The organism is Corallococcus sp. EGB, assembly GCF_019968905.1.
Classification (GTDB): domain Bacteria; phylum Myxococcota; class Myxococcia; order Myxococcales; family Myxococcaceae; genus Corallococcus.
In genome coordinates, this window is record NZ_CP079946.1 from 3,922,616 (window position 1) to 3,944,470 (window position 21,855).

Consider the following 21,855-nt stretch of genomic DNA (forward strand, 5'->3'; position numbering starts at 1 on the left):
TGCGAGGAGACACGCCCGGAGCGGGGAATCTCAATCCCACCGGAACCCGGAAGGCCGGGGCTTATATGCCGGGGGCTTCCCACCTGCAATGAAGGCGGGTGTCCAGCAGGTAAACAATCAAGCCCCCCTGCCACCGGCCATTACCCGGCCTGGGGGCCGGGCGGGGCCGTCTCCACGCCCAACCGCTCCCTGAGGAAGCGCTCCACCCGCAGCTCCACGAGGCCCGGGACTTCCAGTGGGGCGGTATGGGTGCCCTCGGAAATCATCAGGAGTTCGGAGGCCGGGATTCGCTCGGCCATCTTCCGGGACAGCCAGCCGGGGGTGAAGCGGTCCTTCTCCCCGGCGACGACGAGGGTGGGCACGTCCACGTGCTCCAGGTGGTCCTCGGCGGTGTGGTTGGCCAGCGAGTCCAGGGTGCGGACGAACACCACGGGGTCCATGCGCGCCAGGTGGGTGAAGTAGGGGGCCAGGTCGTTGCGCGCGATGAGGTCGGGGTTCATCTCCAGGCGGATGGCCAGCTGCACCACCAGCTCCGTGGTGAGCGCCCCGTGCACGATGCGCGCGGCGTGGCGGGGGAAGCGCTCCACCGCGGACCTCAGGGTGGGGAAGATGCGCTTGAGCAGCGTGGAGTCGTGGAAGGTGTCCAGCGGCATGCCGTAGCTGCCGCACACCAGCACCAGCCCCTCCACGCGCCGCGCGTAGCGGCGGTGGAACTCCAGCGCCACCTGCACGCCCATGGAGTGGCCGAAGAGGACGGCCTTGTCCATCTCCGCCGCGTCCATCACCCGCGCCAGGTCGTCGCAGGTATACGCCATGCCAATGCGCGTGCGGTCGGTGGGGACGGTGCTCTTGCCGTGGCCCCGGTAGTGCCAGCGCAGCACCCGGTGGCGCCGGCCCAGGTAGGGCAGGAGGTACTTCCAGGCGAAGCCGTCGCAGCCCAGGCCGTCGCACAGCACCATGCCCGGGGCCCCGCTGCCCCGCACCTGGTAGTAGAGGTCCGCGCCGTCCGGGACCCGCAGCGAGTCCTGCCGGAAGGAGACCGCCTGTCCCTGGGGTGCGCTCACGCTTCTGCCTCGTCCGTGTCCATGCCTTCGGGGATGCCCTTGTCCAACCCGTAGCGGGAGATCTTCAGGAGGAGGTTGGAGCGGCTGATGCCCAGCTCCCGCGACAGCCGGCTCTTGTTGTAGCGGGTGCGCACCAGGCCCTGGTGGATCATCTCCTTCTCCAGGGACTCCACCGCTTCATGCAGCTTGCCGTGCGCGCGAGGGGCGATGAACGGCCCGCCTCCGGGGACGACCGCGTCGCGGATGCGGCTGGAGAGCAGCTCCGCGGGGATGACCTCCAGCTCGCCTCCCAGCACGAGGAGCCGTTCGATTTCGTTCTCCAGCTCGCGGATGTTCCCGGGCCACGCGTACGCGCCCAGGATGGCCAGGGCCTCCGGCGCGAGGCCCCGCGCGCGCTGGCCCTCGCGGTGGTGCTTGCGCAGGAAGTGGTCGATGAGGACGGGCAGGTCGTCCTTGCGCTCGCGCAGGGGCGGCAGCTGCAGGCGGATGACGTTGATGCGGTAGAAGAGGTCCTCGCGGAACTCGCCGCGCTTCACCAGCTCGGCCAGGTCCTTGTGGGTGGCGGCGATGACGCGCACGTCGACCTCGCGGGACTGGGTGCCGCCCACGGGCAGGAAGGTGCCCTCCTGGAGCACGCGCAGCAACTTCACCTGGAGGGCAGGGGACATGTCGCCCACCTCATCCAGGAAGAAGGTGCCCTGGTCCGCGACCTCGAAGAGGCCCTTCTTGTCCTTGAGCGCGCCGGTGAAGGCGCCGCGGGTGTGGCCGAAGAGGGCGCTCTCCAGCAGGTTGTCGTTGAAGGCGGAGCAGTTCTGCACGACGAACGGCTTGTCCTTGCGCGGGCCGTTGTGGTGGATGGCGCGCGCCACCAGCTCCTTTCCCGTGCCGGACTCGCCGTTGATGAGGACGGTGGAGTCGGAGTGGGCCACCTTCTCCATCAGGCGGAAGACTTCGTTCATGGCCCCGGAGCGGCCGATGATCTTCTCGAAGCGGTAGCGGTTGGACAGCTCGGAGGCCATGGACTGGATGGTCTCCTCCTTGCGCGTGAGCTCCACCTCCTGGTTGGCGATCTCCGTCACCGCGAACTCCAGCAGGTCCGACAGCTTGCTCAGCTCCGAGCCGTCCAGCACCGGCACGCGCTCCGCCGCGCCCTCCAGCTCCGGCAGCGCCCCGGGCGCGATGTCGCGCATCTTGCTCATGAGCACGTGTCCGTCGCCGGGCGTGAGCGGCTGCCGGGCGAAGCCCTCCACGAAGAGGAAGCCCTCGTACTCGTTGCGGATGTAGAGCGGCGCACCCACGATGGACAGGCGCAGGTGGCAGTCGTGGAAGAGCGAGCGGCGCAGGTTCTTGGCGGCCTTGAACTTCTCATGGAGCACCCGCACCGACTGGGCACACCGCCGCATCCCCTCCCGAGCCCCCAGCGAGTGGCGGCAGAAGTCGTTGGGCGGGGGGATGAAATCCCCGCGCTGCCAGTCGTGCACCACGCCGTTGCGGTCCGCGAACGACAGCTCCACCTGCCACCACTTGCGGATGACATCCCTCAACATGACAATGGTGTGCAGATTCTGATGCTTCTCGAAGTCCATCCCCGCGTCCCTCGGCCTGTTGCGGATCAGGACAACGGATCTACGGGGTTGTCCGAAATCAATCCAGCGGCACCTGTCCGACGAAGGCGCTGATCGCTTACCCTGGTTCCCTGTGAGCGCACCCCCACATACACACGGCAGGGCAGGGCACGGCCATTCCCACGACCCTGAGCATGACCCCTCGCACCATGGGCACTCGCACGGCCATGGGCACGGTCACTCGCACGGTCCCCGCAAGGGGGGGCTGGCGGAGGAGCGGCGCAAGGACCGCCGCCGGCTGCTGTTCGCGCTGGGGCTGACGGCGACCATCATGGTGGCGGAGGCAGTGGGCGGTTTCCTCACCAACTCGCTGGCGCTGCTCTCCGACGCCGGACACATGATGACGGACGTGTCCGCGATGGTGCTGAGCCTCCTGGCGCTGTGGTTCTCCGGGCGGCCCGCGGACCTGAAGAAGACCTACGGCTACTACCGGATGGAGATCCTGAGCGCGCTGCTCAACGGGGTGCTGCTCCTGGTCATCACCATCTTCATCCTGATGGAGGCGTGGCAGCGGGTGCGCACGCCGGCGCCGGTGGAGCTGGGGCCCATGGCGCTGGTGGCGGGCATCGGCCTGGTGGCGAACCTGGCGGCGCTGGGCTTCCTGCACCAGACGCACTCCATGAACGTGCGCGGCGCGTTCCTGCACGTGCTGGGGGACACGCTGTCGTCGGTGGGCGTGCTGATTGGCGCGGGCGTGATGGCGTGGACCGGCTGGTTCGTGGTGGACCCCATCATCTCCGTGGCCATCTCCATGATCATCGTCGTGGGCGCGGTGCGGCTGGTGAAGGACGCGGTGGACGTGCTGCTGGAGGCGGTGCCCCCGCACGTGGACATGGAGCAGGTGCGCGGGCTCATGGAGAAGGTGCCGGGCGTGCAGGCGGTGCATGACCTGCACGTGTGGACCATCTCCAGCGGGATGTACGCGCTGTCCGCGCACCTGGTGGTGGCGGACCCCATGGTCTGCAACAACGACGACATCCTGTCCGCGGTGAAGCACGACCTCTTCGACCGCTTCGGCATCGACCACACGACCATCCAGATCGAGAGCGAGTCCTACGCCCACCTGGGCGAGGTGCACTGACGTCCTTGCGAAAGGCGCGCGGGGCGGGGATTCTCGTCGGCTCCTATGAGCGTGCTGGACAAGGTGCTGTCGCTGCGGCCGGGCAACGTGGTGTCGAGGGTGGGCCCGGGCTCCCGGGTGCCCCTGTTGGATCCGCGAGAGCTGCTCGGGGCGCTGGAGTCCACGCCCATGGCCCTGCCGTGCGTGCCGGTGCTGTCCAAGGGCGCGGTGCCGGGCCTGTTGCGCGCGGCCCGCGCGGAGGACGCGGTGCTGGGCCTCTGCTGCCCGCACCCCCTGGCGGACCGGGGCGCGCCCGAGCGCTTCGTGCAGGCGGTGCACGCGGCGGCCCAGGAGGCCGAGCACACCCGGCCCCTGTTCCTCCAGGCCGGTCCCCTGCGCGTGGTGTCCACGGACGCGGACGTGCTGGACGCGCTGAATGACGGACTCTTCCGCGTGGTGGACGCGGGCTTCGCGCTGGTGTCGTTGGAGCTGTCGCGCCTGAGCTCCTACGAGGCGGTGGAGGCGGTGAACGCGCTGGTGGGCCCGCTCAAGGAGCGCGAGCTGTCACTGGAGGTGTCTCCGCCCCAGCTGTCCTCGGGCGGGCTGGTGGACGCGTGCGCGACGCTGCTGGAGGGCCTGGCGCAGTGGCAGGTCCCGGTGCGGCTCCTGCGCGTGCCGCACGCACAGCTGGGCGAGGGCGAGCTGGACGTGGAGCTGCTCCGGCGCGTGGTGGAGACGGCCGCCGCGAAGGGCGTGGCCGTGGCGGTGGCGGATGCGTCCACGGGGCCCGCGCGGGGGCTGTCCAGCTACGTGGCCGCCGGCGCGCGCAAGGTGGACCGGGCGGGCCCCTTCGGGCCGCTGGCCCTGCGCGCGTGGCCTCCGGAGGTGCGTGAGCCGCTGGTGACGAGGGCCCAGGCGGCGGGCATGCCCGCTGGGGAGCTCTTGTCCGTGGTCGAGGAGGGCCTGCCGCCGCTGACGCAGGTTGCCCGCGACACGCTGGAGGCCCTGTCCTTCGCGGAGGCCACGGAGGCGCTGGGAGCGCTGGGGGCGCGCCGGTCGGCGTCGGTGGCCATGGCGTTCCTCGCGAACCCGGGCGGGGACCTGGGATAGAAGGGCGCGCATGCGCATCGTGGCAGGCAGCGCGAAGGGCCGGGCCCTGACGGGGCCCAAGGCGTCGTCCGGACACATCCGCCCCACGGCGGACCGGGTCCGCGAGACCATCTTCAACATGCTGGGCCAGTTCCTGGACGGCCAGGCCGTGCTGGACCTGTACGCGGGGACCGGGGCCCTGGGGCTGGAGGCCCTGTCGCGGGGCGCGGGCCGGCTCGTCCTGGTGGACCAGGACCGCGAGGCCCTGGCCCTGTGCCGCAAGAACACGGACGCGCTGGGCTTCGCCTCCCAGGTGTCCATCCTCGCGCAGCCCGTGGCCCGCGCGGTGGAGACGCTGGGCAAGCAAGGGGAGAAGTTCGAGCTCATCTTCGCGGATCCGCCCTACGCGGCGCGCGTCGTGGAGACGGTGCTGGAGGCGGTGGTGGCCGCGGGGCTGGTGGCGCCGGGCGGCACGGTGGTGGTGGAGCACGACAAGCGGGAGGCGGCCCCGGACGCCCACGCGGGGCTGGCCCGGGAGGACCAGCGCCGCTTCGGAGACACCCTGGTGAGCTTCTACCGGGCGCCGTGACGTCCGCTTGACCCGCCCCGTGGGCCCGCCGAGACTTCCGAGCACCCATGCCGGTTGCCATCTATCCTGGTTCGTTTGATCCGCTCACCAACGGGCACCTGAGCCTCATCCAGCGCAGCCTGAAGATGTTCGACCGGCTCATCGTGGCCATCGCGGTGAACCCGAAGAAGACGCCCCTCTTCAGCCGGGAGGAGCGCGTGGAGCTCATCCGCGAGGCGGTGAACGACCCCCGCGTGGAGGTGGACGCCTTCCACGGCCTGCTCGTGGACTACGTGCACCAGCGCAACGTGAGCGTGGTCATCCGCGGGCTGCGCGCGGTGTCGGACTTCGAATACGAGTTCCAGCTGGCGAACATGAACCGCAAGCTGGCGCCGGACATCGACACCGTCTTCATGATGACGGGCGAGGACTACTTCTACATCTCCTCGCAGCTCGTCCGGGAGGTCGCCACCTTCGGAGGGAACGTGGAAGGGCTCGTCCCCCCGAACGTCAACGCGGGTCTGAAGAAGAAGTTCGGCCCGAAACCCTAGCGGCGGCCGGGCAACCCCATGTCCTCGTAGTGCTTGTCGGGTTCGGAGGTTCCGCGCTAGGCAGGGCGCATGAAACTCGCCCGCCGGCTGCAAGCCATCAAGCCCTCCGCCACCCTCGCCCTCAACGCGCGCGCCAAGGCGCTGGCCGCGAGCGGGAAGGACGTGGTGGTGCTGGCCGCCGGCGAGCCGGACTTCGACACGCCGGAGTTCGTGAAGCAGGCGGCCATCGACGCGCTCCGCACGGGCTTCACCAAGTACACCGCCACCGCGGGCATGCCGGAGCTGCGCGAGGCTGTCTGCCGCAAGCTGGAGAAGGACAACGGCCTGAAGTACGCGCCGGATCAGGTGGTGGTGACGGCGGGCGGCAAGCAGTCGCTCTACAACTGCTTCCAGGCGCTGCTGGATGAAGGCGACGAGGTCATCATCTTCGCGCCGTACTGGGTGAGCTACCCGGACATGGTGCACCTGGCGGGCGGCACGCCGGTCATCGTCCCCACGCGCGAGGAGGACGGGTACGCGCCGGATCCCGCGGCCATCAAGAAGGCGCTCACCCCGCGCACGCGCGCCATCGTGCTCAACAGCCCGGCCAACCCCACGGGCGCGGTGTACTCGCGCGCCACGCTGGAGGGCATCGCGGACGCGGTGCGCGGGCACGACTGCCTGCTCGTCACGGACGACATGTACGAGAAGCTCCTCTACACGAAGGAGCCTTTCCTCAACATCGGCAACGTGGCGCCGGACCTCCTGCCCCGGCTGCTGGTGTCCAACGGCCTGTCCAAGTCCTACGCGATGACGGGCTGGCGGCTGGGCTACGCGGCGGGACCCAAGGCGCTCATCTCCGGCATGCAGCTGGTGCAGGACCAGTCCACGTCCAACGCGTCCTCCATCACGCAGAAGGCGGCGCTGGCGGCGCTCAACGGCCCATCGGACACCATCACCGCGATGGTGAACGAGTACCGCGAGCGCCGGGACTTGTTCGTCGCGGGGCTCAACGCCATCCCGGGCATCCGCTGCCGCCTGCCGGAAGGCGCCTTCTACGCGATGGCGGACGTGCGCGCCCTCCTGGGCAGGACGTACAAGGGCAAGCCGCTGACGGACTCGCTCCAGCTCTCCGAGGCGCTGCTCAACGACTTCCTCGTGGCGGCGGTGCCGGGAGATCCATTCGGCGCGCCGGGCTACATCCGCATGAGCTTCGTCACCTCTCGTGAGGTGCTGCAGAAGGGCCTGACGCGCCTGCGTGACTTCGTCGCGGCGCTGGGCTGACGGCGGGAACGCCGGGGGGCGGCGTGCCGGCTTCAGTCCGTGTACGCGAAGGCGTGCCAGCTCAGGTCCGGGCTGCCACGGAAGAGGAAGATGGCCGCGTGGCCGGAGAGGTTGCCCACCGCGGCCCAGGTGTCCTTGAGCGCGCGCGGATCCAGCCCCAGGCGCGCGGGTGGCTTGCCGTACTTCTTCTCCATCTCCGCCATGGGCAGCACCTCGATGTCGTAGAGGGTGACCAGGTCCGTGCGCCGCGCGCGCAGCTGCTTCACCCACGCCTGCACCAGCTCGTCCGCCGTGTTGAAGCGCTTGTCCTCCAGTTGGAACGGGTACGACAGCTCCGCGGACGCGTTGCGCACATCCCCCGTCAGCAGGCTCTGGAAGAGGAAGCGCGCCTCGTTGTGGATCATCGTCCGGGCGAGGCCCTCGGGGGACAGGTCCTCCTCGCTGGGGCGCGCTCCCTCGCGGCCGGGGCCCAACGGGACCGTGCCCACGGAGGAGGGCGTGGGCGGCGTCGGCGGGCGCGCCGTGGGGGACACGGGCGCGGAGCCTGGGGGCGGGGTGGGGGCGGGCGTGGGCTTGCGAGGAGCCGGCGCGGGAGGCTTGGGCGCGGGAGCCTGGGGAGCCTGGGGAGCGGGCGTCGGCGCCGGGGTGGGGGCCTCCGGGGCCGGGGTGGGCTCGGCGGGGGCGGGCGTGGCGGCGGGAGCGGTGTCCTGGGCGAGGGCAGGCGCTGAGAGAAGTACGAGCAGGGCCAGGGGCCAGCGACGCATGGAACCTCCGGAGGGAAGCGCGGCAGCGTAGCAGAGGACGCCGGGGCGGGGTCCTCCGAGCGGGCAAGCGTCGGACGGTTCCTCCGCATGTCACAACGCACCGCGTGCATGTGGGGGCGGACGTTGGTATGGGGGGCGCCCGATGCCCAAGCGTACCGATATCCGGAAGGTTCTTGTGATTGGCTCGGGCCCGATTGTCATCGGGCAGGCCGTCGAGTTCGACTACTCAGGTACCCAGGCGATCAAGGCGCTTCGGGACGAAGGCGTGGAGGTGGTGCTGCTCAACAGCAACCCCGCCACGGTGATGACGGACCCCGAGTTCGCACACCGCACCTACATCGAGCCCATCACCGTGGAGGCGGCGGAGAAGATCCTCGCGGCCGAGCGCCCTGACTCCCTCCTGCCGACCATGGGTGGGCAGACGGCGCTCAACCTGGCCAAGGCGCTCGCGGAGCGGGGCATCCTGGAGAAGTACGGGGTGCGGCTCATCGGCGCGTCGCTGGAGGCCATCAACAAGGCGGAGGACCGTCAGCTCTTCAAGGCGGCCATGCAGAAGATTGGCGTGGCGCTGCCCAAGAGCGGCTACGCGACGACGCTCACGGAGGCCATGGCGCTGGTGGAGGACATCGGCTTCCCGGCCATCATCCGCCCGTCCTTCACGCTGGGCGGCACGGGCGGCGGCATCGCGTACAACCGCGAGGAGTTCGAGGCCATCTGCCGCTCGGGCCTGAAGGCGAGCCCCACCTCCACCATCCTCGTGGAGGAGAGCGTGCTCGGCTGGAAGGAGTACGAGCTGGAGGTGGTCCGTGACTCCGCGGACAACGTCATCATCATCTGCTCCATCGAGAACCTGGATCCGATGGGCGTGCACACCGGTGACTCCATCACGGTGGCGCCCGCGCAGACGCTGACGGACCGCGAGTACCAGCGCATGCGGCAGGCCTCGCTGGCCATCATCCGCGAGATTGGCGTGGACACGGGCGGGTCCAACATCCAGTTCGGCATCCACCCGCGCGACGGCCGCATGGTCGTCATCGAGATGAACCCGCGCGTGTCGCGCTCCAGCGCGCTGGCGTCCAAGGCGACGGGCTACCCCATCGCGAAGGTCGCCGCGAAGCTGGCGCTGGGCTACACGCTGGATGAGCTGCGCAACGACATCACCCGCGACACGCCGGCCTCCTTCGAGCCGACGCTGGACTACGTGGTGGTGAAGGTGCCGCGCTTCAACTTCGAGAAGTTCCCCAAGGCGGACCGCACGCTGACCACGAGCATGCGCTCGGTGGGCGAGGTGATGGCCATTGGCCGCACCTTCCCCGAGGCGTACATGAAGGCGCTGCGCTCCATGGAGCTGGGGCGTGTGGGCCTGGAGTCGCCGGAGCTGCCCGCGGAGAAGGAGGAGCGGGAGAAGGTGCTGCACGAGGCCCTGCGCGTGCCGCGCCCGGAGCGCCCGTGGTTCGTGGCGCAGGCGTTCCGCGAGGGCATGACGGTGGAGCAGGTGCACCAGCTCTCCGCCATCGACCCGTGGTTCCTGCGGCACATCGAGGCGCTGGTGCGCGAGGCGCAGTCGCTGGCGGACATCGGCCGGTTGGATCATCTGGCGGACGACGTGCTTCGCCAGGCGAAGGCGCACGGCTTCTCCGACAAGTACCTGGGCGTGCTGATGGGCTACCCGGAGGCGGAGGTGCGGGCTCACCGGCACGCGCGCGGCATCCGTCCGGTGTTCAAGCGGGTGGACACGTGCGCCGCGGAGTTCGAGGCGTACACGCCCTACATGTACTCCACCTACGAGGAGGAGGACGAGGCGCCCCCCACGGACCGGCAGAAGGTGCTCATCCTGGGCAGCGGTCCCATCCGCATCGGCCAGGGCATCGAGTTCGACTACGCGTGCGTGCACGCGGCCTTCGCGCTGCGCGAGGCCGGGTACGAGACGGTGATGGTCAACTGCAACCCGGAGACGGTGTCCACGGACTACGACACGTCCGACCGCCTCTATTTCGAGCCGCTGACCATCGAGGACGTGCTGGAGGTGTCCCAGCGCGAGAAGCCGCTGGGCGCCATCGTGCAGTTCGGCGGGCAGACGCCGCTGCGCCTGAGCGTGCCGCTGGAGCAGGCGGGGCTGCCGATTCTGGGCACGTCGCCGGACGCCATCGACCGGGCGGAGGACCGCGAGAAGTTCGCGAAGCTGATTGAAAAGCTGGGCTTGAGGCAGCCGGAGAATGGCGTCGCGCGCAGCCACGCGGAGGCCTTCAAGGTGGCCGAACGGATTGGCTACCCGGTGATGGTGCGTCCGTCGTACGTGCTGGGCGGGCGCGCGATGGAGACGGTCTACGACGCGGCCAGCCTGGAGCGCTACATGCGCGAGGCGGTGAGCGCGTCGCCGGAGCACCCGGTGCTCATCGACCGCTTCCTGAAGGACGCCATCGAGGTGGACCTGGACCTGGTGGCGGACCGCACGGGTCAGGTGCTGATTGGCGGCGTGCTGGAGCACATCCAGGAGGCGGGGGTGCACTCGGGTGACGCCGCCGCGACGCTGCCGCCGCACTCGCTGTCGCCGGACCTGGTGGAGAGGATGAAGGACCAGGCCATCGCGATGGCGCGCGAGCTGGGCGTGGTGGGGCTGATGAACGTGCAGTTCGCCATCCAGGGGAAGAACATCTACATCCTGGAGGTGAACCCGCGCGCCAGCCGCACGGTGCCGTTCATCTCGAAGGCGACGGGCGTCCCGATGGCGAAGATCGCGGCGCTCTGCATGGTGGGCAAGACGCTGAAGGAGCTGGGCCGCACGGAGGAGCCGGAGTTCCGGCACGTGGCGGTGAAGGAGAGCGTCTTCCCGTTCGCGCGCTTCGCCGGGGTGGACGTGATTTTGGGCCCGGAGATGAAGTCCACGGGCGAGGTCATGGGCCTGGCGGAGGACTACGCGTCGGCGTTCGCGAAGAGCCAGCTGGCGGCGGGCGTGAAGCTGCCCAAGAGCGGCCGGGTCTTCATCTCCGTGAAGGACGACGACAAGCCCGCGGTGGTGGACCTGGCGCGGCGCCTGCGGTCGTTGGGCTTCAGCCTGACGGCGACGGCGGGCACGCACACCTACCTGCAGACGAAGGGCATCGAGTCGCAGCTCGTGCAGAAGGTGAAGGAGGGCCGGCCGAACATCGTCGACAAGATCGTCGACGGGGAGATCGTCCTGGTCATCAACACGACCTTCGGCAAGCAGGAGATCGCGGACAGCTTCTCCATCCGCCGCGAGTCGCTGATGCACTCGGTGCCGTACTACACGACGGTGCAGGCGGCGCGCATGGCGGTGGGAGCGCTGGAGTCGCTGAAGCGCTCGGAGCTCGCGGTGAAGCCGCTGCAGGGCTACCTGTACGGCGAGAACGGCGTGCCCCAGGCGCGCCGGTAGGAGCGTCAGGGTCCGCGGCCCCTGGGCGACCGGGGCCGCGGATTTCTGTTGGAGGGGGATGGATGCGCATCGAGGACTTCGACTTCCAGCACACCCTGGCGTTCAACGTGGAGGCGGTGAACGAAGCAGGGGCCTGGGACATCGTGAGCGCGGAGACGGGATTCCAGGACACCCTCACGATGGCGGGCTTCTGGTCCAACAAGGTCTTCGCCTGGGTCATGCGCCAGCGACGCATCTGGGCCGAGGAGTACCTTCTGTGACAGGGCAGTGAGCCTGGCAGTGGAGGGCCCGGCTTCGGTGTGTTGAAGACATCGGCTGAGTCCTCCCGTCTTGGCCTCCATGAGGCATTCACGAACTCACTGAGGCAACGTGGAGCTGCGTCGTCCTAGACCCAGGTTTGCAAAGCCTGGGGACTCTGGTACTAACGTAGGCCCGTAGTTGTAGTCGCTCCCCTTCATTCGAGTCGACCCTGAGGCCCGATTCCTCACAGGAGGAGTCTGCCTTCAGGGCGTCTTGTATCAACGGCCATGAAGGGCTGCCCCATCGCAGGGGCTCCTTTCCACATATTCGAGGAAAACAGGCGCCGCGTCCCTAGACGTGTGCGTCATGAGGAGACGTGCGCGTGATGAACGTCCGATGGATGGTTGTATGGCTTTTCGCCCTGGCTCTGGGTTGTACGCCGCAAGGGGAATCTACGAAGTCTCCGCCGCCGCAAGCCTCGCCTGAAGGCAGGGTCGTCACCGAATGGCGGCCCCAAGCGCTCAGCGCGGACGCACCCAAGCGTGAAGTGGGGGAGTCCTGTGTCGACGGCGGCGACAGCGCATGCATGAGCGGCCGATGCGTGCACGCGCCCGGGGCGGGATTGGGGCAGGGCTACTTCTGCACAAAGGCTTGCTCGCAGAACGAGGAATGCCCGGCGGGCTGGCCCTGCGCAATCCTGGATTCGAATACGCGTGAGGGATTGTGTCAGCCCCGTCTGGCCGCGGAGCCGGCGAAGGACCCGCGCAATGAGTGAGTTTCGAGAGGAAGGCAACGTGGAAGACAACGGAAAACCCAACGTAGGCGCAGGAACCGTGATGAAAAAGAGATGGAGCAGAGGGGCCGTCCGGGGCCTGATTGTCAGTGGCGTGGTATTGGTGGGACTCGGCGTGGCGGTGGCGACCGAGTACACCAATGAGCAGGTACAGCAGCGTGTGGATCAGGCTCCGCTCAGTCCGGCGCCGCCGCTGGGGGGGCCAGGCAGCGCAGGGGTCTCTACGGAGGCCGCGGTGCCTGTCGGGTCTCTGCGTCCCACATACACGGAGACGGACTTCAGCCTGTCTTCGGCGATTGGTGACTTCGCATTCACCCGCACCTTCACTGCGTCCACCGAGGCGAACGACCTGGGGATTCCGGAGAAGCGGATGCTCACGCCCTTCGGGCGTGTGATGAGTCCAAACGGGACGAGTAATTCCTTCCGCTGGACGCACAATCTCTACAGCTACGTCCTCATGGGGGTGAACAGGTTGAAAGATCCCTCGGAAACGGATGTCGTTGAACGGAATTTCGCCACGGTGGTGGCCCCATCCGGAAACACCTACCGCTTCGACCTCTTTGACCTGGAGACGCCGGGAACGTTCGCGTATTCGACGCGTGATCAGCACGTCAAACTCCGGTGGGACGGCGACGGCTTCACGCTCATCAGCCCCGAGGGCCGTTTTCGCTACACTCAGGACGTCCTGGTTGGGGGACAGACGCAGGTTGCCCTTCCCCATACGCGGTGGAGTAGTGCCTTTTTCCTGACGGAGATTGAGCCTACCTCCTATGGCACGAGCATGGTTGCGGGAAATGCCGGCCGGCGCCTGATCGCGTCGCTTCAGTATCACACGGCGACGCCGGCGGGCTGCACGGCACCCTCGACAACTTACGCGAGGCCTACAGCGATGGTTCGCTATGTCAACCTGGCCAATGGCGCTCGGCTGGCCTTCTCGTACGCCGCCCTGCCGACCCAGGACACGACGCTGACTTCCACGCACGAGTGTGTCCTCTCCAAGGTCGACCTGGAGGAGGGCACGTCGGGGACGGGACTGGGGACGCGCAATGTGGTGACCTACGACTTCGCGATGCACGACATCAACGGGCTGGTGGTTTCGAATCCCGCCGGCATGTTGGGAGGCGCCCGCTACTATGTGGGCGTGGCGCCAAACGTGCCCGCGGGCGCGGAGGCCCCGGTGCCGACGCAGATGACCTACATCTGGTCGGACCTGGGAGCCACGTTTGGAACAGTGCGGTGGAAGGTGTTTCGTGACGGAGTGCTCGTCTCGAACAAGCTTCTGGACCGCCAGCGGTTCTATGTCAAAGAGGACGAGGATTCCTGGAGGAAGCAGTGGGTTACGGCAGTGAATGCCGTCACGGGGCCATGGTGTGGCCCCGGAATGCTGAGCGGAAGCTGTGCGAGCTCACAGAAGCAGAGCTTCGACGAGTTGGTGAGTGCCGGAGATGGCTTTCAGCAGTCCCGAGCCAACCTGGTGCGTTCGTTCATTGCGACGAACTCATGGACCCATGGTGTCACCACCACGGGCGCTGAAATCAAGTGTGGGACGGACGGCTTCTACAATGAGCCATACTGCAAGGGCGTGGGCATCAGCCTGACGCCGCAGCATCCGCGCGGCTGGAACGCCGAGTACCTTGGGGACGCCCCCTACTATGAACGTTGGACTGGAATGGCCAAGAACCAGAAGGACGCGCGCGGCTTCTACTCCGTCTACACCAATGCGCTGGCTACGAATGGAAACGGCAGCCGGGCGGAGATTCCTCTCGGCCTCTACATGAAGCCAGGAGAGATGCGCAAGGCGGAATTCGGCGCTTTGGATTACTCGGGCAATGGAGCTTTGCTCACGAAGTTCTACTCCTACGAGTATGGCCGTGCCGGCACCTATCCGGGGTATGAGCAGCAGTTGAAGACGGAGACGGGGACCTCCGCCATGGCCAGCCGGGTGGGCCCCAGTGCTCAGGCAACGTGGACGTATCAATACGAGCCCACGACCAACCGCCTGATGGCCAAGGTTCGGAGTGGGTACACCTGGGACTTCACGACCAGCTTTGGTACGCCCACGCTGAAGCACCTGGCGACTTTCTATCGCACCTATCGCTCATGCTCGGCGGAGTCCCAGGCGAACGCGGATCCGCAGGCGCGCGCTGTGGAAATCGAAGGGCCCTGCTGGGTCTCGAGTGAGACGGCGACGTCTTGCAATGGTCCTGCGCCAGTCACGCACTACTTCTACGGGGCGGCGACGGCGTCCAACGGCCAGCAGCAGCACCTGGTGCGCAAGCGCGTATTCACGCAGCTTGTCAGTGCGGGGCAGTGTGGCACGGCGCCCTATCTCGACACCACCTACGACGCCTACGACGACGCGGGCCGGCTGCTGCAGAGCACGGACTCTGCTGGCATCCAGACGCGCTATGCCTATGCGGCGGGGAAGTTGGTCCGCAAGACGGTGAAGGCGGGGCTGCTGGCGGACCTGGTCACGGACTATGGCTATGACAATGGCTTGCATGGCGACTACATCCGGCACCCGGATGGGCGCTACGAGGTGCAGTGCTACCGGACCGGGACGGGAAGTAGTGGCTGCGTGGGCGGGACGCTGACGGATAAGCTGCAGTGGAAGGCGACAGCCGCTTCTGCCTCGGGCGCGAACTACAGCGAGCGCGTGAACTACTTCTATCGCTGGGGACGGCTCAGCAAGGAGGAGACGCTGGCGGCGGGCGGCGTGCTCCGGTCGCGTCGCACGTATGACGCGGACCCGCTGGGGCGGCCGACCTTCCAGGGCTTTGGTGAAGAGTGGGGCGAAGGAGCCAGCTGGAACTCGACGTACTCTTACACGAAGCTTTTTGACTCTGAAAACAACCCCATCCGTGAAGGGCTGCCGTACCTCGCCAGCTATGGCCGTCCGGCTGCGTTCTGCGGCGGTTTCAATTCGAGCGGGGCGTTGACTACCCTGCCTCCCGAGTGCCGGGCCTTCGAGTACGACCGGCTCAATCGCTTGGTGTCGATGCTGGAGGCGGCGGGCCCAGCGGGTGGTCCGGCGGCGACGGCGACCCACGTCGCCTACGACGGCGCGGGCAACGTCCGGAGCATCAAGCAGGGCTGCGCGGCCGGCACCACGCTGGATACCTGCGCCAATCAGCCGGCCATTGAGTACCTGCATGACGACTTCGGCAACCTGCTGGAGGTGAAGGCCCCGTGGGGCATGGCCGCCACGCCGGGTCAGACGCCATCCGCGGGCCCCAGCGTCATCCAGTTCGCCTATGACACCCTGGGCAACCCCATCGTCAAGCAGACCTCCAGCATGGCGCAGACGGCGAGCTGGACGGCCTATCAGTACGATGCCATCGGTCGGCAGCTCTGGGCTGACGCGCGGAGGAGCACGCAGTCCGAGCGTCTCTACCAGTATTGGTACGCAGGGCAGGTTCCTGGCGTCCCCACGGGGTGTCCGGCGGCCTTCCCCGGGCAGCAGCACGTCATGGTGGATTCGTTTGGATCGACCTGGTTCCAGTACGATGCCTTCGGGCGCGTCACCGCGAAGTACCGCGTCCGTGGCGCGCAGACGCACCCTCCGTCGCAGGGCTGCAATACGTCTCCCTTCTTCTCTGGGAAGGACAGCCCGAACCACTTCTACTCCTACGACTACGCTGGGCGGTTGATGGGTGAAATCTACCCGTATGGCCGGGGTATCGAATACCGCTACTACGCGGCCAGCACGGGCATGCCTCACCGGATCAGCGACATCTATGCGGCTCACCTGTATCCCGACGGCAGCTCGGGCCAGGACCCCCTGATTACTGCGGTGGAGTGGGAACCCTACGGTGGCTTGAAGGCGTACCGGGTGCATTCTCGAGGCGAGTCGGGCATTCCGGTTTCCGCCCAGGTTCGCTACCACCAGGGGGGGAGTAACGCGGGGATTGCAGACTGCTCCACGGCTTCTTTCTCGCAGGCGGTAGATTCCGCGGGCGTTCCGTTTGGTCGGCTTTCAGGTTTGAGCGTTACCCGGAGCACCACAGGAGACGTCTTCAAGCGGGCCTACCGCTACCAGGCCGACCAACTGTTGGGAGAGGACACGTGCATCCTTCAGACCTCGAGCACGCAGATGCCCGCCACGCAGGACTACGCAGGGCCATCTGGAGAGCCAGGGTATGATGCTCGTCTCCAATTGCGCCGCGTGCGTAATGGGCATGGGGTCGGCGGAAATATGTCTGTGACGGATCGGACTATGTCTTATTCGTACGATGCGCGCGGCAACCGGACGAGCGAAACTCAGAACAACTTCACGGTACAGTCCGAGTACACAAGCGCCTTCCCCAGAGTGGATCAGCTTGTGACCCGCAAGCACTCGGCCCCCGCGTGCCCGACTGGGCAGGTCGGCTGCCTGAGCTACGGCATCACGACCCGCTATCAGCATGACATGGCGGGCCGGATGAGCAATGCGTCCTGGTATCTCACCCAGACGTCGCCTTCTCCGTACTACTCGCTGACGCTCAATGCGACCACGGCTTCCCCCGTGGACCTCGGGGCGGTCTACCGGCAGGTTTCGAGTACTCAGACGGGCGGTTCGGGCAGCAACTACGAATACTTCTACGACGCGGCAGGTCGGCGGCGCCTGAAGCGCAGTTGGGACGGACGTGAAGACGAGTACTTTTACTCAGGCACGCAATTGCTGGTGGATGTGGGGCAGATCTCCGCGAATCCGAGCACGACGGATTATGTGTTGGACGAGTACGTGTGGCTGGATGGTCGGCCCGTGGCGATCATCAAGTCCCGCTTCGAACATACATCGTTCGTGCGGATGGCGGATAACACCCAGGACTGCGCGCGTTTCAGTGTGGAGTCGGACGTTCCCTGCGGCACGTACTTCCCAGTGACGGATGGCATTGGGAAGCCCGTTCTCCTGCTGGATTCAAAGGGACGGATCAGCGGGACGGGGGATTACGAGCCATTCGGCCATGTCAATCGCGTTGCCCAATATGCTGCGGCTCAGGATCCCATCCCTTCCATGGCGACGCTCCAGGCGCCGGCGAACCCGGCGCTGGTCACCCAGGTCCGAGGCCGCTTTGAGTGGGTTTCCGTAGGGGTCCAAGAGGGTGTTTATCTCTCTGATGCCCAGAGCACTCCTTTGCAGGGCGCCAACAGCGGGGATGGACAGCTAGTGGGGGGAACCAGGGGGCATGTGCTTACGCCTGGCTGGGTGAATACCCCCTCGGATGGCACCTTCTATGTGGTTATTGCGCTCGATAATGATAGCCAGACTCATGCTACGGCCTATCTCAGCGGCTTCGAGTATCGCCGATATGAGCCCACCACTAAGCCGGTGTGGCTGCCTTTGCGTTACCCGGGACAGTATTATGATTCGGAAACCGAGCTGTTTGAAAACTGGAACCGGTACTACGACGCAAGCATTGGAAGGTTCTTTGCTCCTGACCCTGCTGTAGCTGAGCCCGTATTGATGATCGCGGCTTTGGAGAAAGGCCGTTCTATGGGGGCATATGCATATGCAGCAAATTCTCCTGTCGTGATGGTCGACACAACTGGGCTTCATGAGGCCGGTGAGACAGATATTTCTTCGGCATCGTCGGCCCAGGGGGAAGGAGTGGCTGAGTGCGCAAAAGATCCTCAATGCGCAGAGTTCATGGCGAGCTACGCCGTATCGGTTTCGCTATTGCAGGTTCAAGTGCCATTTGCGGCAGGTGTGGCACTCACGATCCTCGCAAATCCCGGTGAGTTGTCGGCGAATGATGGCTCGCAGCCATCGTCGAACGACACGACGGTTGCGCCACCATTGACCGAAACCCCTGCGACTGAGCCTTACGCGAGACCCGCAAATGCAACGACACCGGAGATGCGGGCGTCCGTTCAGGGAAAGCCATGTGCTGATTGTGGTGCTGTTACTCCCAACCAGAGGGCTGATCATATCAAGCCGCTCGTTGTGGAACATTACGAGACCGGAAAGATTGACCTGCAGAAGATGAGGACGATTGAGGCTGTTCGGCCACAGTGCCCTACGTGCTCGGCTCGGCAAGGAGGGATTTTGCGGCAGTTCTCTATGGCGATGAGGAGATTGATCAAGCGATGAACAAGATCGATAGGCGTGAGCAGATTGCGGTCTGCGATCAGTATGGTGCCGAATTTGTTGACAGCCCCGAGAACATGAAGATTGGCATTGCTGATAACGTCAAGTCCGGGCTTCTCCCAATTAATGGGTTGAGGCATCCCATTGAGAATGGGACTGCGGGCTGGTACATATGGGCTGGGAAGGGGGACATTCCGCAAGATGATCCGGATTTTTTCAAGCCGATGCATGTCGCGCACTTGCCTCGCATTTGCCCAGGCATTGTTCGATTCCTCGGTCTTGCTCCTGGGTGGCGCTTCCTTGTGGCGGGTGACTATCAGGATGTGTGGTTCGACCCTGCTTTGCTGAAGATTTAGTGCAGATGGCTCCTGGTTCGGCATTCGGGCTCTGGTAGGGCAGGCCGACTATCGAACTAGCAGTTCCACGATGAACGTCGCGCCCTGCCCGGGTTGGCTGTCCACGCGCAGGGTGCCGTGGTGGGCTTCGACAATCTGCCTCGTGATGAAGAGGCCCAAACCCAAGCCACCGTAGTGCCGGGTGGAAACGGCGCGGGTGAACTTCTCGAAGATGGCCTGGAGGCTTCCTGGCGCGATGCCGATGCCTTCGTCCCTCACGCTCAGCCTGGCCCGGCCCCGGTGACGCTCCACACGCAGCGTCACCGGGTGCCCGGCGCCGTACTTCAGCGCGTTGGACACCAGGCTGCTCGCCACCTGCTCCAGCCGGTGGCGGTCCCAACGGCCCACGATGCCCGGGGGCGCTTCGACGATGAACTCACAGCCCGCCTTCGCGGCCTGGGGCTGGAAACGCTCCACGACGGTGCGCACCACGTCGGCCAGGTCCACGTCCTCCAACTGCAACGGCGCGGAGGGGCCCGTGAGCTGTGTCACCTCCAACAGGTCGTTGATCAGCGTGGTCATCTTCCGGATCTGCCCTGAGATGGTCTCCGCCGTCTTCACCACGTGCTCCCGCAGCGCCTCCAGCGTCTGCTCCGCCTGTGCATCCCTCACCAGGGATTGGAGCCTGAGCTGCAACGGTGTCAGCGGCGTCTTCAATTCGTGGGACGCCACCGTCAGGAATTCGTCCCGGAGCGACACCGCGTGCTGCAACTGGGCCTGCGTCTTGCGCAGCTCGGTGACGTCCTGGAGCGCCAGGAGGACCGTGTCCGGATGGCCGTGCTGGGCGGGCAGGGGAGCCGCTTCCACCAGCAGGGAGTAGTGCCCGGTGGGCGTATGCCAGACGACTGCCTCGCCGTGCACCGGGATGCCCTTCACCGCGCGGATGCCGGGGATCTCATCCATGCGGAGCTCACGGCCTGCTTCATCCGTGAAACGGTGCGAACCCTGGCTGTAGGTCTCCTCGCTCAGGCCACCGGGAATTTCACCACCGGCCATCTGCCTGGCCGCCTGGTTCGCGAAGAGGATGCGGCCGGTCCAGGGCTCGACCAGGATCATCGCCACCGGCGTGCGGTCCAGCACCGCCTCCAACCACTGCTGCTGGGTGCTGAGCGAGGCGGCCCACTCCTCCAGCTTCCTGCGCGCCTCCACCCGCTCCGTCACGTCGATGGCGAATGACAGCACGGAGTCCACGTGGCCCTTCACGTCGCGCAGCGGCTGGTACGCCACGTCGAATTGCCGCGTCGCCTTCATGCCATCACCCTCGAGGTTGAGGGTGACCGGGACCTCTTTCTCCACGAACGGCTCTCCCTCGGTGTAGGCCTTGTCCAGCAGCCGCGAGTACTCGACCGCCCGCTCACTGTCGAAGTCCTTGATGGAAAGGCCCATCAGGTCCGCGCCCCCGGACAGGGACTTGTAGAGGGGGTTCACCAGCGTGAAGACCTGGCGCTCGCCGGAGAGGATGGCGATGGAGGCCGGGGCGCTCGTCAGCACGGCGCGCAGCCTCGCGCGCTCGTTCTCCGCCTGGGCCTCCGCCTGCTTGCGCTCGGTGATGTCCTCCGCCGTGGCGACCCATTCGCGGATGGTGCCTTTGTCACCAAACACGGGTACGGCCCGGCCCACCACGTCCCGATAGCCGCCCGCGTGGAAGCGCAGGCGGAACTCGCCCCGGTAGGACTTCTTCGTGCGCAGGGACTCCACCCAGCCTCGCACCACGCGCTTTCGATCATCCGGGTGGATGCCGGCGAGCCAGCCCAGCCCCAGGTGCTCCGTGTGCGTCTGGCCGGTGAAGGCCATCCAGCGCGGCGCGGGCTCCAACACCTCGCCGCGAGCGTTGGTTGTCCACACCGGCTGCGCCATGGCTTCCACCAACGAGCGGTAGCGCTGCTCGCTGGCCACCAGCGCGTCATGGGCCCTGCGCTGCTCGGTGACCTCCACCACGATGACGCCGATGCCCAGGAGGACTCCCGCGCCCGTGCGCACCGGGTAGTAGCTGACGAGGAAGTGGCGCTCGACGCCCAGCTCCTTGGCGGTGACACCCCTGACCTCCACCGTCTGCGCGGCCCCGCCGTCCATGATGCGCTGGTACTGGGGCCGCAGCGTCGGCCACATCTCAGGGACGATCTCCTGGACCTTGCGGCCCAGGTGGGCGGCGCGGGGGACACCGTTGATCTCCGCCAGCGCGTCGTTGACCTGGACGAAGCGCTGCTCCAGGTCCACCACGGCAAGCCCCACGGGCGTGCTGGCGACCAGCGTCTCGAGGAGCAGCCGGGAGTGCGCATCGGTGCGCGCCTCGGAGTCCTCCCGGTCGAAGCTTGCGCTGGGGCTCTCCACGCACGCCTCCTCTGGCACCGACCCTTCCTGGCGAGCTTGGAGGCAGGGCCTCGTGACGCCGCTTCCCCTCATGGAAGTGGCCTGACCTGGAGGGTGTGCATCCCGGTCTCATGCGGTCAGCCCGTGCCCACCCGGAGACGCAGCCGTTGTCCGGCTGTCACCCAATGACGGATATGGCAGGGAGCCGGGCCCTCTCTTCCGGCGCATGCCTTCCGCACCATCAGACGCGTGGCGGGCCGGCCCTGTCCTCGGCGCGGGGGCGTTGCTGCCAGGGCCAGCGTCCGTCGATCTCCACCTCCAGCGTGAAGCTGAGGAAGGTCCGGATGAGGACGATGAGGCCCAGGATGAACACCTGCCTGAGCGTGGGCGCCTCGGCGACCGTGCGGATGATGTCCGCCGCGACGAGCAGCTCCAGCCCCAACAGGATGGCGCGGCCCAGATACTGGCGCAGCTGGCGGTAGGGGTTCGCCTGGCGTGCCCCCCGTGCGTCCCGGACGACGAAAGCCACGGAGACCGCCGCCCCCACCACCATCACGATCACGCCCGAGGCCTCGAACAGCTGGGCGGCCAGGCTCACGAAGTCCACGAATCGCATCCGCCGCTCCCTTCCCCAGAAGGTGCGATGCGCCAACGCGGCCAGCCACCCCG

At 66.9% G+C, this 21,855-nt stretch carries 14 protein-coding genes; 9 read left to right on the forward strand and 5 right to left on the reverse strand.

Features of this window, described 5'->3' with window-relative positions; genetic code table 11:
- Nucleotides 1-140 precede the first annotated feature (140 nt).
- The gene (locus KYK13_RS16550) at nucleotides 141-1,064 is read right to left on the reverse strand and encodes an alpha/beta fold hydrolase (RefSeq protein ID WP_223645469.1); all 924 of its coding nucleotides are present in this window, start codon (nucleotides 1,062-1,064) and stop codon (nucleotides 141-143) included.
- A complete protein-coding gene (locus tag KYK13_RS16555) occupies nucleotides 1,061-2,650 on the reverse strand; it encodes a sigma 54-interacting transcriptional regulator (protein WP_223645470.1) in 1,590 nt (529 codons plus the stop codon). The genes KYK13_RS16550 and KYK13_RS16555 overlap by 4 nt, the downstream gene beginning before the upstream one ends.
- Before the next feature lie 112 nt (nucleotides 2,651-2,762).
- Here KYK13_RS16555 and KYK13_RS16560 point away from each other — a divergent pair, with 112 nt between their 5' ends.
- The 5 genes from KYK13_RS16560 to KYK13_RS16580 all read left to right on the forward strand — a co-directional run bounded on the left by KYK13_RS16560 (nucleotide 2,763) and on the right by KYK13_RS16580 (nucleotide 7,220).
- Nucleotides 2,763-3,770, forward strand: a complete 1,008-nt coding sequence (locus tag KYK13_RS16560; protein ID WP_223645471.1) for a cation diffusion facilitator family transporter — start codon at nucleotides 2,763-2,765, stop codon at nucleotides 3,768-3,770.
- A 45-nt stretch (nucleotides 3,771-3,815) separates the two neighbouring features.
- Nucleotides 3,816-4,859, forward strand: a complete 1,044-nt coding sequence (locus tag KYK13_RS16565) for a hypothetical protein (protein WP_223645472.1) — start codon at nucleotides 3,816-3,818, stop codon at nucleotides 4,857-4,859.
- Between the two features lie 10 nt (nucleotides 4,860-4,869).
- Nucleotides 4,870-5,427 (forward strand): 16S rRNA (guanine(966)-N(2))-methyltransferase RsmD, encoded by a 558-nt coding sequence (rsmD, locus tag KYK13_RS16570; RefSeq protein ID WP_223645474.1) that lies wholly within the window; start codon nucleotides 4,870-4,872, stop codon nucleotides 5,425-5,427.
- Nucleotides 5,428-5,474: 47 nt separating this feature from the next.
- Nucleotides 5,475-5,957, forward strand: coding sequence for a pantetheine-phosphate adenylyltransferase (gene coaD / locus KYK13_RS16575; RefSeq protein WP_120547330.1), 483 nt, complete (start codon nucleotides 5,475-5,477; stop codon nucleotides 5,955-5,957).
- Between the two features lie 69 nt (nucleotides 5,958-6,026).
- Nucleotides 6,027-7,220, forward strand: a complete 1,194-nt coding sequence (locus tag KYK13_RS16580; RefSeq protein ID WP_223645476.1) for a pyridoxal phosphate-dependent aminotransferase — start codon at nucleotides 6,027-6,029, stop codon at nucleotides 7,218-7,220.
- 32 nt (nucleotides 7,221-7,252) lie between these two features.
- Here the strand turns inward: KYK13_RS16580 and KYK13_RS16585 are convergent, their stop codons facing one another.
- On the reverse strand, nucleotides 7,253-7,984 hold the full coding sequence (locus KYK13_RS16585; protein WP_223645478.1) for a hypothetical protein: 732 nt from the start codon (nucleotides 7,982-7,984) through the stop codon (nucleotides 7,253-7,255).
- 142 nt (nucleotides 7,985-8,126) lie between these two features.
- On the opposite strand from KYK13_RS16585, the gene carB reads away from it, so the two are divergent.
- From carB to KYK13_RS16605, 4 genes are all read left to right on the forward strand, one after another.
- On the forward strand, nucleotides 8,127-11,378 hold the full coding sequence (carB, locus tag KYK13_RS16590; RefSeq protein WP_223645480.1) for a carbamoyl-phosphate synthase large subunit: 3,252 nt from the start codon (nucleotides 8,127-8,129) through the stop codon (nucleotides 11,376-11,378).
- A 62-nt stretch (nucleotides 11,379-11,440) separates the two neighbouring features.
- Complete coding sequence (locus tag KYK13_RS16595; RefSeq protein WP_223645482.1) at nucleotides 11,441-11,638, forward strand: hypothetical protein; 198 nt, start codon at nucleotides 11,441-11,443, stop codon at nucleotides 11,636-11,638.
- 747 nt (nucleotides 11,639-12,385) lie between these two features.
- Nucleotides 12,386-18,484: an RHS repeat-associated core domain-containing protein gene (locus KYK13_RS16600; protein WP_223645484.1), complete on the forward strand. Its 6,099-nt coding sequence runs from the start codon at nucleotides 12,386-12,388 to the stop codon at nucleotides 18,482-18,484.
- On the forward strand, nucleotides 18,481-18,837 hold the full coding sequence (locus tag KYK13_RS16605; RefSeq protein WP_223645486.1) for a hypothetical protein: 357 nt from the start codon (nucleotides 18,481-18,483) through the stop codon (nucleotides 18,835-18,837). The genes KYK13_RS16600 and KYK13_RS16605 overlap by 4 nt, the downstream gene beginning before the upstream one ends.
- A 48-nt stretch (nucleotides 18,838-18,885) precedes the next feature.
- Here KYK13_RS16605 and KYK13_RS16610 read toward each other — a convergent pair whose 3' ends face one another.
- Both KYK13_RS16610 and KYK13_RS16615 read right to left on the reverse strand, forming a co-directional pair.
- Nucleotides 18,886-21,207, reverse strand: a complete 2,322-nt coding sequence (locus tag KYK13_RS16610; protein ID WP_223645488.1) for a PAS domain S-box protein — start codon at nucleotides 21,205-21,207, stop codon at nucleotides 18,886-18,888.
- Between the two features lie 220 nt (nucleotides 21,208-21,427).
- Nucleotides 21,428-21,802 carry a DUF1622 domain-containing protein gene (locus KYK13_RS16615; RefSeq protein ID WP_223645489.1) on the reverse strand — a complete coding sequence of 125 codons (375 nt, stop codon included), beginning with the start codon at nucleotides 21,800-21,802 and terminating at the stop codon, nucleotides 21,428-21,430.
- Nucleotides 21,803-21,855: the final 53 nt, after the last annotated feature.

Bases quoted from the DNA above. Each gene is read 5' to 3' on its own strand.
- rsmD (WP_223645474.1), top strand. From the start codon at position 4,870: ATGCGCATCGTGGCAGGCAGCGCGAAGGGCCGGGCCCTGACGGGGCCC.
- KYK13_RS16615 (WP_223645489.1), bottom strand. From the start codon at position 21,802: ATGCGATTCGTGGACTTCGTGAGCCTGGCCGCCCAGCTGTTCGAGGCC.
- KYK13_RS16605 (WP_223645486.1), top strand. From the start codon at position 18,481: ATGAACAAGATCGATAGGCGTGAGCAGATTGCGGTCTGCGATCAGTAT.
- KYK13_RS16555 (WP_223645470.1), bottom strand. From the start codon at position 2,650: ATGGACTTCGAGAAGCATCAGAATCTGCACACCATTGTCATGTTGAGG.
- KYK13_RS16585 (WP_223645478.1), bottom strand. From the start codon at position 7,984: ATGCGTCGCTGGCCCCTGGCCCTGCTCGTACTTCTCTCAGCGCCTGCC.
- KYK13_RS16595 (WP_223645482.1), top strand. From the start codon at position 11,441: ATGCGCATCGAGGACTTCGACTTCCAGCACACCCTGGCGTTCAACGTG.
- KYK13_RS16565 (WP_223645472.1), top strand. From the start codon at position 3,816: ATGAGCGTGCTGGACAAGGTGCTGTCGCTGCGGCCGGGCAACGTGGTG.
- KYK13_RS16580 (WP_223645476.1), top strand. From the start codon at position 6,027: ATGAAACTCGCCCGCCGGCTGCAAGCCATCAAGCCCTCCGCCACCCTC.
- coaD (WP_120547330.1), top strand. From the start codon at position 5,475: ATGCCGGTTGCCATCTATCCTGGTTCGTTTGATCCGCTCACCAACGGG.
- KYK13_RS16600 (WP_223645484.1), top strand. From the start codon at position 12,386: ATGAGTGAGTTTCGAGAGGAAGGCAACGTGGAAGACAACGGAAAACCC.
- carB (WP_223645480.1), top strand. From the start codon at position 8,127: ATGCCCAAGCGTACCGATATCCGGAAGGTTCTTGTGATTGGCTCGGGC.